This is a genomic window from Actinocorallia lasiicapitis, assembly GCF_054778695.1.
Map to the genome: position 1 here is coordinate 1 of NZ_BAAGZI010000152.1, position 12597 is coordinate 12597.

At 70.9% G+C, this 12597-nt stretch carries 15 protein-coding genes; 5 read left to right on the forward strand and 10 right to left on the reverse strand.

What is annotated here, in order from left to right; all coding sequences use genetic code 11:
• The 3 genes from ACYVE7_RS17990 to ACYVE7_RS18000 form a co-directional block, all read right to left on the reverse strand.
• A partial coding sequence (locus tag ACYVE7_RS17990) for a hypothetical protein (RefSeq protein WP_460365891.1) occupies positions 1-499 on the reverse strand: 499 nt, incomplete at its 3' end.
• A 5-nt stretch (positions 500-504) separates the two neighbouring features.
• Entirely contained in the window at positions 505-1692 is a 1188-nt protein-coding gene (locus tag ACYVE7_RS17995) for a hypothetical protein (protein WP_460365893.1), read from the reverse strand.
• A complete protein-coding gene (locus tag ACYVE7_RS18000) occupies positions 1689-2804 on the reverse strand; it encodes a glycosyltransferase family 4 protein (RefSeq protein ID WP_460365895.1) in 1116 nt (371 codons plus the stop codon). Before ACYVE7_RS18000 ends, ACYVE7_RS17995 begins: the two co-directional genes overlap by 4 nt.
• Positions 2805-2874: 70 nt before the next feature.
• Here ACYVE7_RS18000 and ACYVE7_RS18005 point away from each other — a divergent pair, with 70 nt between their 5' ends.
• The 3 genes from ACYVE7_RS18005 to ACYVE7_RS18015 are packed head-to-tail and all read left to right on the forward strand — an operon-like array spanning position 2875 to position 5866.
• Complete coding sequence (locus ACYVE7_RS18005; RefSeq protein ID WP_460365897.1) at positions 2875-3996, forward strand: DUF1972 domain-containing protein; 1122 nt, start codon at positions 2875-2877, stop codon at positions 3994-3996.
• Positions 3993-5372, forward strand: coding sequence for an O-antigen ligase family protein (locus tag ACYVE7_RS18010; RefSeq protein WP_460365899.1), 1380 nt, complete (start codon positions 3993-3995; stop codon positions 5370-5372). Before ACYVE7_RS18005 ends, ACYVE7_RS18010 begins: the two co-directional genes overlap by 4 nt.
• Positions 5273-5866 (forward strand): dTDP-4-dehydrorhamnose 3,5-epimerase family protein, encoded by a 594-nt coding sequence (locus tag ACYVE7_RS18015; protein WP_460365901.1) that lies wholly within the window; start codon positions 5273-5275, stop codon positions 5864-5866. The genes ACYVE7_RS18010 and ACYVE7_RS18015 overlap by 100 nt, the downstream gene beginning before the upstream one ends.
• Here ACYVE7_RS18015 and rfbD read toward each other — a convergent pair.
• The 7 genes from rfbD to ACYVE7_RS18050 all read right to left on the reverse strand — a co-directional run bounded on the left by rfbD (position 5845) and on the right by ACYVE7_RS18050 (position 11512).
• Positions 5845-6678: a dTDP-4-dehydrorhamnose reductase gene (gene rfbD, locus ACYVE7_RS18020; RefSeq protein WP_460365903.1), complete on the reverse strand. Its 834-nt coding sequence runs from the start codon at positions 6676-6678 to the stop codon at positions 5845-5847. The two genes, ACYVE7_RS18015 and rfbD, sit on opposite strands and share 22 nt — an antisense overlap.
• Positions 6671-7576: a sulfite exporter TauE/SafE family protein gene (locus ACYVE7_RS18025; protein ID WP_460365905.1), complete on the reverse strand. Its 906-nt coding sequence runs from the start codon at positions 7574-7576 to the stop codon at positions 6671-6673. The genes rfbD and ACYVE7_RS18025 overlap by 8 nt, the downstream gene beginning before the upstream one ends.
• Positions 7577-7650: 74 nt before the next feature.
• Positions 7651-9099: an adenylyl-sulfate kinase gene (gene cysC / locus ACYVE7_RS18030; protein ID WP_460365907.1), complete on the reverse strand. Its 1449-nt coding sequence runs from the start codon at positions 9097-9099 to the stop codon at positions 7651-7653.
• Positions 9100-9169: 70 nt separating this feature from the next.
• Positions 9170-9976, reverse strand: coding sequence for a hypothetical protein (locus ACYVE7_RS18035; protein WP_460365909.1), 807 nt, complete (start codon positions 9974-9976; stop codon positions 9170-9172).
• Between the two features lie 276 nt (positions 9977-10252).
• On the reverse strand, positions 10253-10438 hold the full coding sequence (locus tag ACYVE7_RS18040; protein WP_460365911.1) for a DUF397 domain-containing protein: 186 nt from the start codon (positions 10436-10438) through the stop codon (positions 10253-10255).
• Positions 10439-10460: 22 nt separating this feature from the next.
• Complete coding sequence (locus ACYVE7_RS18045; protein ID WP_460365913.1) at positions 10461-10661, reverse strand: DUF397 domain-containing protein; 201 nt, start codon at positions 10659-10661, stop codon at positions 10461-10463.
• Complete coding sequence (locus tag ACYVE7_RS18050) at positions 10658-11512, reverse strand: helix-turn-helix domain-containing protein (protein WP_460365915.1); 855 nt, start codon at positions 11510-11512, stop codon at positions 10658-10660. The genes ACYVE7_RS18045 and ACYVE7_RS18050 overlap by 4 nt, the downstream gene beginning before the upstream one ends.
• Before the next feature lie 174 nt (positions 11513-11686).
• Here ACYVE7_RS18050 and ACYVE7_RS18055 point away from each other — a divergent pair, with 174 nt between their 5' ends.
• Both ACYVE7_RS18055 and ACYVE7_RS18060 read left to right on the forward strand, forming a co-directional pair.
• On the forward strand, positions 11687-12091 hold the full coding sequence (locus ACYVE7_RS18055; RefSeq protein ID WP_460365917.1) for an ATP-binding protein: 405 nt from the start codon (positions 11687-11689) through the stop codon (positions 12089-12091).
• 31 nt (positions 12092-12122) lie between these two features.
• The coding region (locus tag ACYVE7_RS18060; RefSeq protein WP_460365919.1) for a TSUP family transporter at positions 12123-12597 on the forward strand (475 nt) is incomplete at its 3' end.

Here is a 12597-nt window from a genome sequence, read left to right on the forward strand (position 1 = left end):
GGGTCGGTTCGGCGCCGGCGAGCACGGCTCCGCCGAGGGTGCCGAGGGTGACGGCGTAGGCGGCGGCGTCGTTGGCGGCGAGCCGCCAGAACTCCATCCGCGCGGTGAAGATCCGCCGCCCGGTCTCGTTCAGCACCCACAGCACGGCCAGCAGGACGAACAGCCCGGTGGTGGCGGCCGGGAGGAGGAACGCGCCGGCGACGGCCGCGACCAGCGCGCCGCCCGCGACGGTGATCAGCAGGGACAGCAGCAGCGCCCCCCGCACCCGGGGTTCGAACCGGTCGAAGACGGTCAGGGCGTCGCCGACCCAGCTCGTCTGCACCGCGATGACCAGCACCAGAACGCCGTAGAGCAGGGCATAGACCCCGTAACCGGCCGCACCCAGGGACCGGGCCGCGACGGCCTGCAGGACCAGGCTGCCGCCCGCCAGAACACACTGGACGGCCACCGCGCCCCCGGCCGAGACCCCCTTGCGCCGCAGCGCCGCGAGCCGGCTCATCCGGCTCAGTCGTCCTCGGCGGCGCTGTCGGCCTCGTCGGCCTCGTCGACGCCCACACTCGCCTTCGGCCGGGTGGACCGCTCGATCAGGGTCTCCAGCGGGTCGCCGGAAAGATCATCGGACAGATCGTCGAACAGGGAGTTCTTGGCCTTGGACGCCCGGACGGGCGGCTCGTCGTCGTCCCGGATCGGCTTGAGGTCCCGGGAGGTCATCTCGGCGTCGAACGCGGGAGCCGCGTCGTGCCACGGCGCCCTGGCGGTCCTGGCCGGCTGGAAGGTGGTCTCCGGCGCGGGGGCGGCCGCGAAGTCGCCGTAGTCGGGCCCGTGCTCGAAGACGACGGGCGACGGCACGGGCGCCGGCTGCGGCTGCGGCTTCTTCTTGCGGCCCCTGGTGGGCGTGGTCGCCCGCAGGAACGACACCACGCAGGCCAGCAGCACGCCGATGGCCCCGCCGATCGCGACGTTGCGGGGCAGTTTGCTGGCGGCGGCGGCGCCCGGGTCGGCCTCGTCGACGAACTGGACGCCGTCGTCCTGCCGGTTGGAGTCGGTGAGCAGGCTCGCCTCGGTCGCCTGGAGCCTGCGGAGCGCGTCGTTGATCGTCAGGAATTCGCGGCCGGACTTCACCGGCAGGGCCAGGAGCTGGGCCGTCAGCTTCTTCTCGGCGGCCTGGGTGGCCTTGAGCTGGTTGTCGCGGCGCAGCCGGATCGCTTCGGCCGTCAGCTCGCGGTAGGCCAGGATGACCCCGTTGACCATGGTCGCCGCGACCCGCACCGACCTGGCCTTGGCGGTGATCACCACGACCCCGCTGTCGGGCTTGGCCGACGCGGTGATCGCGGCCCTGAGCTCGGCGGTGGTGTAGTCGCCGCCCAGCTCGTCCTCGGTGTGCTCGGCGGCCTTGGCCAGGACGGGCGCGGACTTGGCGAAGGTCGCCCGCTGCGCGGTGTACGTGGCGTAGGACGGGCCGGACACCACGCCCATCTGGAGGTAGTCCTTGTTGGTCGGGTCGGTGACCGCGAACCGCCCGGTGGCGGCCGCGCCGCTGAACAGGACCTGGGTGACGAGCACGACCGCGCCGAGCGTCCCGAGGACGATCAGGGCCGACATGAGGCGGAAACGCCAGACCGACTCGATGAGGCTGGTCTCTGGCGGCGCGACCTGATGCTGCGCGACCGGGTTCTGTGGGGCTGCGCTCATCGTGCTGTGCTGGTCCTTGCTCTGGTCAGGTGGTCGACGACCGTCGTGATGTCGCTACCGTAGCGTTCCGGGGCAAATCGGAGTATGGCTTCCGTACTTCCGTGAGTAGCCATCGCGCCCGCGGCCTGCCAGTCGGACAGCAGCCGCTCCACCCCGTCGGCCAGCGCGGCCGGATCGTCGGCGGGCACGAGCACTCCGGTGACCCCGTCGGTGACGATCTCCGTGAGCCCCTGGGTGGCGGCCGCCACGACCGGACGGCCCGCCAGCATGGCCTCCACGGCGACGTTCCCGAACGGCTCCGCCCGGGAGGGCACCAGGACGATGTCGGCGTCGGCGAACGAGGCCCACACGTCCTGCCGGAACCCGGCGAACTCGGTTTCGGGGCCTGCCAGCTCGCGCAGCTCCTTCTCGAACCACTCATAGCCGGGGAACACGTCGCCGACGAGGGTGAGGGTGACGTCGCGGCCGCGTTCGCGCAGCAGCCGGGCGGCCCGCACGGCCGTGTCGGTGCCCTTCCGCGGCGACCAGCGGCCGATCAGGGCGAGCCGGACGGGCCCGGTGAGCTCGGTCCGCGCCGGGACGGCCTGAGCGGGCCCCGCGACCCCGTTGTAGACGACCTGGCTGGGGATGCCCCCGAGCACGGCGGCGCTGGCCCGGCTGTTGACCACGACCGTGCTGGCGAGGCGCAGCGGCAGGTTGAGGGCGGTGCGGACCGGCCCGGACGCCTCCTCGGCCTCGTGCACGTGGCAGAGCGACGGCACCCGGGCGATCTTCGCGGCGGCGAGCCAGAAGGGCAGGGTCACGGTGTTGACGTACACGGCGTCCGCGCGGACCGACCGCAGCAGCCGCAGCGCGGGCCCGAGCGCCCGCAGCGCCTCCCAGGCCAGCCGGACCAGCCCGATGGGCGACAGATAGGCCTTGCGCAGCACCGGCACGGGCAGCGTGACGATCTCCGCGCCGAGCTCCCGCAGGGCCGTGCCGAGCCGCCCGTCGGACGGCAGCGTGACGACGACGCGGTGCTCCCGGACCAGAGCCCGCACCGATTCCAGCAGCATCCGGTCCGACCCATACAGGTCGGGAGAGGGATGCGCCACCACGATCGTCACACTCACCGTATTTACCACCATAAATTCATCGATATCCTGCCAATCATTTACATTACCTTCAGCTCCGGGAGACACCGTGCGTATCGCCCTCATCGGAACCCGTGGTGTCCCCGCGCGTTATGGCGGCTTTGAGACGGCAGTGGAGGAGATCGGGCAGCGGCTGGTCAAGGCCGGGCACGAGGTGACCGTCTACTGCCGGGGTGAACGCCATCCCGAACCCACTTATCTCGGAATGAAGATCGTTCATCTTCCGGCGGTGCAGAAGAAAGTCGCGGAAACGCTGAGCCACACGACGCTGTCGGTGCTGCACTCCGCCGTCCACCGGCCCGACGCGGCCATCGTGTTCAACGCGGCCAACGCGCCGCTGCTGCCGCTGCTGCGCCTGCTGCGCATCCCCGTCGCCACCCACGTGGACGGCCTGGAGTGGAAGCGCGCCAAATGGGAGGGCGCGGGCCAGAAGTACTACAAGACCGTCGAGAAGCTCGCCGTCCGCTGGTCGGACGCGCTGATCTCCGACGCCCGCGGCATCGTCGACTACTACCGGGAGACCTTCGGGGCGTCCTCGGTGTTCATCCCCTACGGCGCGCCGATCCTCACCGAGACCGACACCGGCAAGCTCCGCGAGGCCGGCTACGAGCCCGGCGGCTTCCACCTGATCGTCGCCCGGTTCGAGCCGGAGAACCATCTGCACGTCAAGATCCAGGGCTACCGGGACAGCGCGGCCCGGCTGCCGCTGGTCGTGGTCGGCTCGGCGCCCTACTCCGACGCCTACACCGCGCGGCTCAAGGAGATCGCGGGCGACGACCCCCGGATCCGGTTCGTCGGCGGGGTCTGGGACCAGGCCCTCCTGGACGCCTACTACGCCGGGGCCCGCACCTACCTGCACGGCCACTCCGTCGGCGGCACCAACCCGTCGCTGCTGCGCGCCATGGGCGCGGGCGCGTCCGTGCTGGCCTGGGACGTCAACTTCAACCGCGAGGTGCTGGCCGAGTCCGGCCGGTTCTTCGACGGCCCGGCGAGCCTCGCCGCGCTGCTCGAGGCGGCCGAGGCCGCGCAGGAGCAGTCCGATTCCTTCGGGGAGCTGGCCCGTAAGCGCGCCGCCGAGCACTATGTGTGGGACGACGTCGCGTCCTCCTACGAACGGCTCTGCCAGGACCTCAAGGCGCGCTACCTGACCCGGAGGACCATCCGGAAGTGATCACCAGTACGCGTCCCGTCCTGTGGAGATCCTGGAACCGGGCGATCCCGTGGTGGCCGGTGGTCCTGCCGCTGGCGTTGATGCTGGCCAGCGACTACAAGCTGCGCAGCCGCGCCACCGACCAGTCGATCGGCGGCAAGCCCGACCTCACGATCCTGATGGAGATCGGGATCTACGCGGCGTGCGCGCTCTTCCTGTACCTGCGGTTCGGGATGCGGCCGCCGCGCCGCCGCGCGTCCGGGCTGCTGGTGCTGGCCTGGGCGTGGGTGATCTACGGGGCGATGTCGGCGCTGTGGTCGCCGTTCGCGCTGCTCGGCGTGGTGCGCGGCGCGCAGTGGATCATCACGATGGCGGTGGTGCATGTGCTGGCCACCCGGGCGCTCATGGCCGATCTGCACCGCTTCGCCCACTCCTTCGTGATCATCGTGATCGCGTCGGTGGGGATCGGGGTGGCGCACCCGTTCCCGCGCACCCATCTGACCCTCGACCGGTTCAACTGGCTGTACGTCCATCCGGTGATCGCGGGGGTCTATCTGGGGCTCGCGGTGCTGGTCGTCGCCGGGTTCCTGATCAGGCACGGCATCGTCGGACGCGGCCGGCAGGGCGGCAAACTCTGGTCGCCGCCCGCCTACGGGCTGGCGCTGGTCGTGCTCGCCGGGGCGCTGGTCGCCACCGGCACCCGCGGCGCGGCGCTCGGCTGCGCCGTCGGCCTCGGCATCCTGCTGGCCACCGTGAACGGGCCGCGCGGCCGCGCCGACCTCGTCATCCTCGCCTTCTCGGTGATCGTGCTGGCGGTGCTGGCCTTCTCCGAACCGATCCGGCAGTTCGCGCAGCGCGGCGAGACCCCCGAGAAACTGGCCAGCCTCAACTCCAGAACCGATCTGTGGACCCTGGCGTTCGACGCGTTCCGCGAGCAACCGGTGTTCGGGTACGGGCTCGGCGCGTCCCGCGGGCTGTTCCTGGAGCAGACGGGGCTCGGCGGCGGCCACAACGCCTTCGTCAACGCCCTGGTGGACGTCGGCGGGTTCGGCACCCTGCTGTTCACCGGGCTGATCCTGGTGCTCGCCGTCGTCCTCATCGGGCTGACCAGGCACCAGGTCACCCGCGCCGACGCCGGTACCCTGCTGGCGATCATCGGCTTCTTCATCACCGACGGCGTCACCACCGAAGGGCTCGCCACCCCCGCCAACGTGTCAGGGATCTGGCTGCTCGTTCTGGTCGCCTGGACCGAAACCCTCCGCCGCCGGCTCGCCGCGGCCCGTCAGCAAGGAGCCCCATGGAGCCCCTCCGCATCGCCGGAGCCCACGTCCTCACCCCCAAGATCCACGGTGATGAGCGCGGGTCCTTCCTGGAATGGTTCCGGGCAGGGGAGCTGACCGACGCCGTCGGCCATCCGCTCGGGCTGGCCCAGGCGAACTGCTCGATCTCGGCCAAGGGCGTGCTGCGCGGCATCCACTTCGCGGACGTCCCGCCCGGCCAGGCCAAGTACGTGACGTGCGTGCGCGGCGCGATCCTCGACGTCATCGTGGACCTGCGGGTCGGCTCACCGACCTTCGGGGAGTCCGAGACGGTCCGGCTGGACGACCAGACCAGGCGCGCCGTCTACCTGTCCGAGGGGCTCGGCCACGGGTTCCTGGCGCTCACCGACGACGCCACGGTCGTCTATCTGTGCTCGACGGGGTACGACCCGTCCCGGGAGCACGAGGTCCACCCGTTCGACCCCGAGCTGGCGATCGCCTGGCCGGAGGGGATCACCCCGGAGCTGTCGGCCAAGGACGCCGCCGCCCCCAAGCTGCGCGAACTCCTCGAGGCAGGGGCGCTGCCGTCCTACGAGCGGTGCCTGGAGTTCTACGCGACGCTGGCCGAGTAGGCGGCGAGGGCCTCGTCCCAGGGGCGCATCGGCGGCAGCCCGGCCGCGGCCCAGCCTTCGTGGCCGAGCACGCTGTAGGCGGGGCGGGCCGCCGGGCGCGGGAACGCCGCCGTGGTCGTCGGGCGGACCCTGGCCGGGTCGAGGCCGAGCAGCCGGAACACCTCCTGGGCCAGGCCGTACCAGGTCGTCGCGCCGGAGTTGGTGCCGTGGTAGATCCCGGCGGGCGCCGCCGAGCGGCCCAGCGCGATGATCCGGTCGGCGAGGTCGGCCGTCCAGGTGGGCTGGCCGTGCTGGTCGGCGACGACGTCGAGGGTGTCGCGTTCGGCCGCCAGCCGGGCCATCGTGGTGACGAAGTTCGGGCCGTGCGCCCCGTACAGCCAGGCCGTCCGGACGACCCTGCCGCCGTGGGCGAGGGCCGCGGTCTCCCCGGCGAGCTTGGTGCGGCCGTAGGCGTTGACCGGGTCGGTGGGGGAGCCTTCGGCGAGCGGGCCCAAGCCGTCGCCGCGCAGCACGTAGTCGGTGGAGATCTGGATGAGGCGGTTCCCGGCGGCGGCGGCCAGGTGCGCCGCGGCCGTCCCGTTGAGGGCCAGGGCCTCGGGCTCGTGGGCCTCGGCGTCGTCGACGGCCGTCCAGGCGGCGCAGTTCACCACCAGGGCGTGGCCTTCGACCGCGGCACGGACCGCCACGGGATCGGTGACGTCCAGGTCGGTGCGGGTCGCGGCGGTGACCTGCTCGCCCGCGGCGCGCAGCCGCGCCACCAGATCGGTGCCGAGCATCCCGCCCGCGCCGGTCACCAGCCAGCCGTCACCCATGATCAGCGTCCTCCAGCTCCCGCGTACGGGTGATCTTCCGTACGCCGGGGATCCTAGCGCGCAGCAGGTAGGTGGCCGTCGCGACCGTGATCAGGGTCAGCAGGATCCAGGCGAGCGGCACGGCCGGAACCCCGAACATCTTCAGTGACGACGCCAGCAGCACCACCACCAGCGCCCGCCGGATCAGATCGCCGGGGGCCTTTGCCGAGATCCGCGACCCGAGGTAGACGCCCGGGATCGAGCCCACGAGCAGCGGCAGCGTCACGGCCAGCTCGACGTCGCCGAAGAGTAGATGGCCGACGGCGGCCGCCCCCACCATCGGGACGGCCTGGACGAGGTCGGTGCCGACCATCTGGTTGGCCCGCAGCATCGGGTAGAGCGCCAGCAGCGCCACGATGATCAGCGACCCGGACCCCACCGAGGTGATCCCGACGATCACACCGCCGACCGCGCCGATCACCGCGGTCGGCACCGGCCGGACCACGACGGGCGGCGCGTGCTCGTCGCCCGTCCGGCTCTTCGACACCAGCTTGTAGACGAGCCCGGCCGCCGCGATCAGCAGCGCCACCCCGATCGCCTTCTCGATGAAGTGCTGGGTGGCCTCCCCGTCGCCGAGCGCCTTGGCGATCAGCACCCCGGAGAAGGCCGCGGGGACGGAACCGACGCACAGCCAGCCGACGAGCCGCAGGTTGACCGTGCCGCGCCGCAGATGCACGAGCCCGCCGACGGGCTTCATGAACAGAGCGGCCACCAGATCGCTGGAGACCGCGGTCAGCGGCGGGACGCCGAAGAACGTCACGAGCATCGGCGTCATCAGCGCGCCGCCGCCCATGCCGGTCAACCCGACCACGATCGCGACCAGGAACGACCCGATCGCCATCGTCACGTCAAAGTGCATCGGTATGTCCCATCCAAAAGGTAGGAAATCTCGGAGGAGCCTACCTGATCAGGGCCCGAATCGTCTATCCCGATCTATCTGGTGGGGATTTGCAGGTAGCCGGAGGCGGTGAGCAGGTCCAGGACCGTGGAGACGGCCTTCTCGACCGGCAGGCCGGTGGTGTCGAGCACCAGATCGGCGTCGTCGGGGGCCTCGTAGGGGGAGGAGATCCCGGTGAACTCGGGGATCAGCCCGGCGCGTGCCTTGGCGTACAGGCCCTTGCGGTCGCGGCGCTCGCACTCCTCCAGCGGGGTGGCCACATGGATCAGGAGGAAGTCGCCCGCCGTCTCCACCATCCGGCGGACCTCGGCGCGGGTGGCGGCGAACGGCGCGATCGGGGCGCAGATCGCGAGCCCGCCGTGGCGGGTGATCTCGGCGGCGACATAGCCGATCCGGCGGATGTTGAGGTCGCGGTCGGCCTTGGAGAAAGTCAGCCCGGAGGAGAGCATCTGGCGGACCACGTCGCCGTCCAGCAGGGAGACGGTGCGGCCGCCGTGCTCGACCAGCGCGTCGGCCAGGCCCCTGGCCACCGTCGACTTACCGGAGCCGGACAGGCCCGTGAAGAACACCGTGACCCCGCGCTCGTGCTTCGGCGGACGCGCCCTGACCAGCTCGGCGGCCACGGCCGGGGGAGTGAACCACTCGGGGATCGGCTCGCCCCGGTCCAGGAGGGAGTCCAGCTCGTCGCGGGTCAATTCGGCGCGGGCGTGGGTCTCCTCGATCCGGGCGACGGGCCGCCAGACCTCGACGTCCACGTCATAAGCCCAAGGCTCGGGGACGACGACCTCCAGCGGCGCCCCGTACAGCGGCTCCGCCGAGAACAGATGGGTCGCGCCGTACGCGGCGGCCACATGGGCGGCCAGCAGACCGTCGCGGTCGCCGCGCGGCGCCAGCGGCACCGGCACGACCACCGAACCCTCAGGAAGATCCTTCCGGACGGCCAGCAGCGCCCTGACCAGCTCCTCGTCATGCGCGCCCGACAGCAGCGCCAGCACCAGCACCCCACCGCCGACCTTCTCGGCGACCTGCCGGAGCTGGCCGAGCTGCTTGCGGTGCAGCGGCTCCCGCGTGGCGACCGCCAACCCCACCGTGTCGAGCTCGGCGGGCGTGCGGCGCAGCCCGTGGAACGCGCCGTGCGCCGGTTCCCGCACCTGGGTGACCGGCCCCGCCACCAGATGGCTCCCCGACGCCGGATCGGGCCACGCCTCGGTGACGCCCAGGACGGCCAGCGGCACCCCCTCGGGATCCTGCAGGACCAGCCGGGCCTCCCCGGCCAGCTCGCCGGGCACCCGCAGGTTGACCGGGGCAGGCCAGGACGTCCCGTCGGCGAGGCTCCCGCCGGTCTGCACGGTCGCGGTGTCGACCGCGCCGAGGAACCCGCGGAGCGGCGCGAACGCCCCCGACAGCAGCAGCTCGAGATCGGCGAGCTCCCGGGCGGTGGGGGTCCAGGCTCGCAGGGAGCTCAGATCATCAGGCAGGCTCACGGTTCACCGTCTTCTCCGGGGATGCACGACCCCCGAATTATCTCCGACCGGCGGGCGGGATCCGGCCTGTTCAGCCCGGGCAGGGCTCCGTCCGGACCGTTCCGGTCACCGTATAGGTCTCGTCCATGGTCACCACGGTGTTGTCCTGCCACACCCGGACGTTCCGGCACTGCCCGTCGTCGCCCGACTGGTAGGGGCCGTACTGCCACGTCCCGTCGACGACCCGGTTGCCGCGCACGATCCACACCCCGTCGTTCGGCTCCAGCCAGATCCCGTACAGCCCGCCGATCACCAGGTTGTCGGTGACGGTCACATCGGACGACCCCTGCCCCTTGGACTTCCGGCTGTAGATGAAGATCCCCCCGTTGATCCCCGGGTAGGCGCCGGACGTGCACCCCGGCCGGGACCGGTCACGCGCCCACCCCTCGCACATGTCGAACGTCGTGTGGTCGACGGTCAGCCGCTGCGCGGCCGGATAGTCCTGGATCCCGTCCCCGTGGCTCCGCGCGTCCCCCACACACGGCTGGACGAACGAATCCCGGATGGTGATGTCGGGCCCACCCGCCCGAAACCCGTCATCATGCCCCCGCAAATGCACCCGCACCGCCGTATACCCCCCACTGTCGGTCGACGTGTCGACGGCAGGCCCGATGACGCACCCTTCCGCAGGCCCGATCGTCGAATCCACCAGAGTGAGCCGCGCCGCCCCGCCGTCGACCTTGCTGACCCCACCGTCGACCAGCGTGTTCCTGACGATTACCCCGCCCGCCGACGTGATCAGCTGCCCCTTGATATGCCACCCGTCGATCACCTCTCCGGGTTTGACGGCCTTGTAATCCCCCTCGACCGTCCGCCGGAACTTCTTCCGCGCCGGCACCCCGGTACACGCCGGCGTCGGATACCGAGGCAGCGCACATTTCCCGGCCCGGCCAGGCGGCTTCCCCGTCCCCCTGCTTTCCGTAGGCACCGCGACGACCGGCACCGCCGCAGGTTCAGCCGCCCCCCGCCCGTCCATCCCCCGAACCACCACCGCGACAACGGCCACCACGACCACAGCAGCCACCACCCCCCAAAGCCCCCACCGCGTCACCCCACCGACGCTACCGACCCCCCACCCTCCCCACCCCTCCGTGACCAGCACCGGCCCAACCCGTCAGCCCCGAATCCCGCGCACGAACGCTCCCCAAGCCCCGACCCCGAACCGCAACACATCCCCGTCCCGCCGCTTCGAATCCCGCGCGGCCACGCCGTTCGGCTGCTGCGCCACCTCCACACACGCGCCTTCGTTGTTGCCGCTGTAGCTGCTCTTCCGCCACACGGCTCGCGTCGTATCGCTCATGGCTCGGCCACCCTTCCTCCTGTCAGCCGAGGCCGCCCGTTCTGACCTCGCGCACGAATGTGCCCCAGGCCCCGGCCCCGAACCGCAGCACATCGCCATCCGGCCGTTTCGAGTCCCGTGCGGCCACCCTGTCCCGCTGCTGTGCCACCTCGACACAGTTGCTGCTCGCGTCGGTAGCGCTGTGACTGCTCTTCCGCCAGGCGGCTTGAGGTGTTCTGCTCATGGTTCTGACACCAGTCCTTTCATGAGTTCGACAGATGACTTCCGGTCCATGGCCAGTTCGAGGAGGCCCGCGTACATCTCCAGATGTTTCTCCACCGAGGTCTCGTCCTCAAGGAAGAGTCCGCCCTGCGAATACTCGGCTTCGACCACGGAGAAGCGGAGCGGCGCGCTGACCGTGTAGACACTGAACGCGCCGCTGAGCGCAGCGTGGCCGCCCGCGGTGAACGGCAGCACCCGCAGATCGATCTTCTCCTGCTCGGCCAACGAGAGGGTGAACTCGATCTGCTCGCGCAAGGCCGCCGGGCCGCCCACCTGGCAGCGCAGCGCCGCCTCGCCGAGCACCACCGTCACCTCGGCGGGATCGGGCCGGTCGAGAATATGGACACGCCGAGTCCTGAACGTCACATAGGTTTCGATGCTGCGGGCCGTCTTCTGTTTGTTGAGCCCGAGGAGCGCCCGCGCATACGCAGGACGCTGCAGCAGCCCCGGAAAGACGAGCTGCTCGAAGCATCGGATGTGCGACGAGTCGCCTTCCAAGCTGACCAGGTCCATGAGGAACTGCGAGACCTGCCCGCCGAACGGCTGCGTCCAGCTCTTCTCATACATCTGCTCGACGAGCCGGGTCAGCGACCGCCGTTCGTTGACTCCGGCCACGCCGTAGCAGTCGAACAGCAAAGGCAGATCGCGAGGCCTGATCCGCACCAACCCGTTCTCGATATTGCTGATGTTCGACGGCACCCGAGCGGCCCGTTCCGCGAGGTTCTGGATGCTCAGCCCCAACGCTTCGCGATGCTCTCGCAGAATCCGCCCGATCCGGCGCGACCGGACCGTCGGCAACTTGTCGGACGCCATCCCCCCAGAGTGTCATTCAGCGGCGACACCGGGTAGCGGCCCTTTCAAACGGAGAACATTCTCCGACCGATGGTTCCAGCGCCCCGCGATCCGATGGCCGGGGTGGGCGTCGCCGATAAGGCTGGCTCCCGACCGAGTCCCCGACCGCCGCCCGGAGCCCGCGACATGGACGACATGACCGTCATCGGAACCATCACCCTCCCAGGCGAGGACCGTGCCGCCCGAGCCGTCCGCTCCTTCATCCGCGACACCCTCCCCACCCGCCACCCGTCCCTCGACGACGTCCAGCTCTGCGCCACCGAACTCTTCACCAACGCCCTCCGCCACACCCGCTCAGGCCGGGGCGGCCAGGTCACCCTCACCCTCACCGCGGCCTCCGAACAGGTCACCCTCGCCGTCACCGACGACGGCACCCCCTGCGGCTCCCGCCCCCACCCCCTCCCGCTCTCCCCGACCACGGAGTCCGGCCGAGGTCTCCACCTCCTCCAGGCCCTCTCCACCTCCTGGGGCCACCACCCCGCCGACTCCCGAACCACCGTCTGGGCCACCTTCACCCGTCAATCCCTACCGTCAAAGTAGGGCATCCTGGTCGCATGTTCAGGGAGCAGACGTGATCGAGCAACTGGCCATCGCCTTCACCGCCGGCGCACTGATCGCCGTGGTCACGGCCCCCGTAGGCGTTTCCGGCGCGGTCTTCCTCCTCCCCGTCCAACTGAGCGTCCTAGACGTCCCCAACCCTTCGGTAACCCCCACCAACCTCCTCTACAACGTCGTAGCAGGCCCCGGCGCCCTCCTCCGCTACCGCAAAACCCCCCACCTCACGGCCCCCCTGACCCGCCTCCTGATCCTGGGCACCCTCCCCGGCGTAGTCCTAGGCGCTTTCATCCGCGTCTTCGCCGTCCCAGGCGCAAGGGCGTTCCAACTCCTGGTAGCCGCCTTCCTCTTCCCCTTGGGCCTCTGGCTCTGCACCAAACCCCTCCGCCCCCACCACCCCGCCCCCACCCCACCTTCAACCCGCTCCATCACCGCCCTCTCCCTAACAGTCGGCGTAATAGGCGGCATCTACGGCATAGGCGGCGGCTCCC

Excerpts from the sequence above, each read along its gene's own strand:
- ACYVE7_RS17995 (WP_460365893.1), bottom strand. The coding sequence starts at position 1,692 with ATGAGCGCAGCCCCACAGAACCCGGTCGCGCAGCATCAGGTCGCGCCG.
- ACYVE7_RS18015 (WP_460365901.1), top strand. The coding sequence starts at position 5,273 with ATGGAGCCCCTCCGCATCGCCGGAGCCCACGTCCTCACCCCCAAGATC.
- rfbD (WP_460365903.1), bottom strand. The coding sequence starts at position 6,678 with ATGGGTGACGGCTGGCTGGTGACCGGCGCGGGCGGGATGCTCGGCACC.
- ACYVE7_RS18025 (WP_460365905.1), bottom strand. The coding sequence starts at position 7,576 with ATGCACTTTGACGTGACGATGGCGATCGGGTCGTTCCTGGTCGCGATC.
- ACYVE7_RS18040 (WP_460365911.1), bottom strand. The coding sequence starts at position 10,438 with ATGAGCGATACGACGCGAGCCGTGTGGCGGAAGAGCAGCTACAGCGGC.
- ACYVE7_RS18045 (WP_460365913.1), bottom strand. The coding sequence starts at position 10,661 with ATGAGCAGAACACCTCAAGCCGCCTGGCGGAAGAGCAGTCACAGCGCT.
- ACYVE7_RS18050 (WP_460365915.1), bottom strand. The coding sequence starts at position 11,512 with ATGGCGTCCGACAAGTTGCCGACGGTCCGGTCGCGCCGGATCGGGCGG.
- ACYVE7_RS18055 (WP_460365917.1), top strand. The coding sequence starts at position 11,687 with ATGACCGTCATCGGAACCATCACCCTCCCAGGCGAGGACCGTGCCGCC.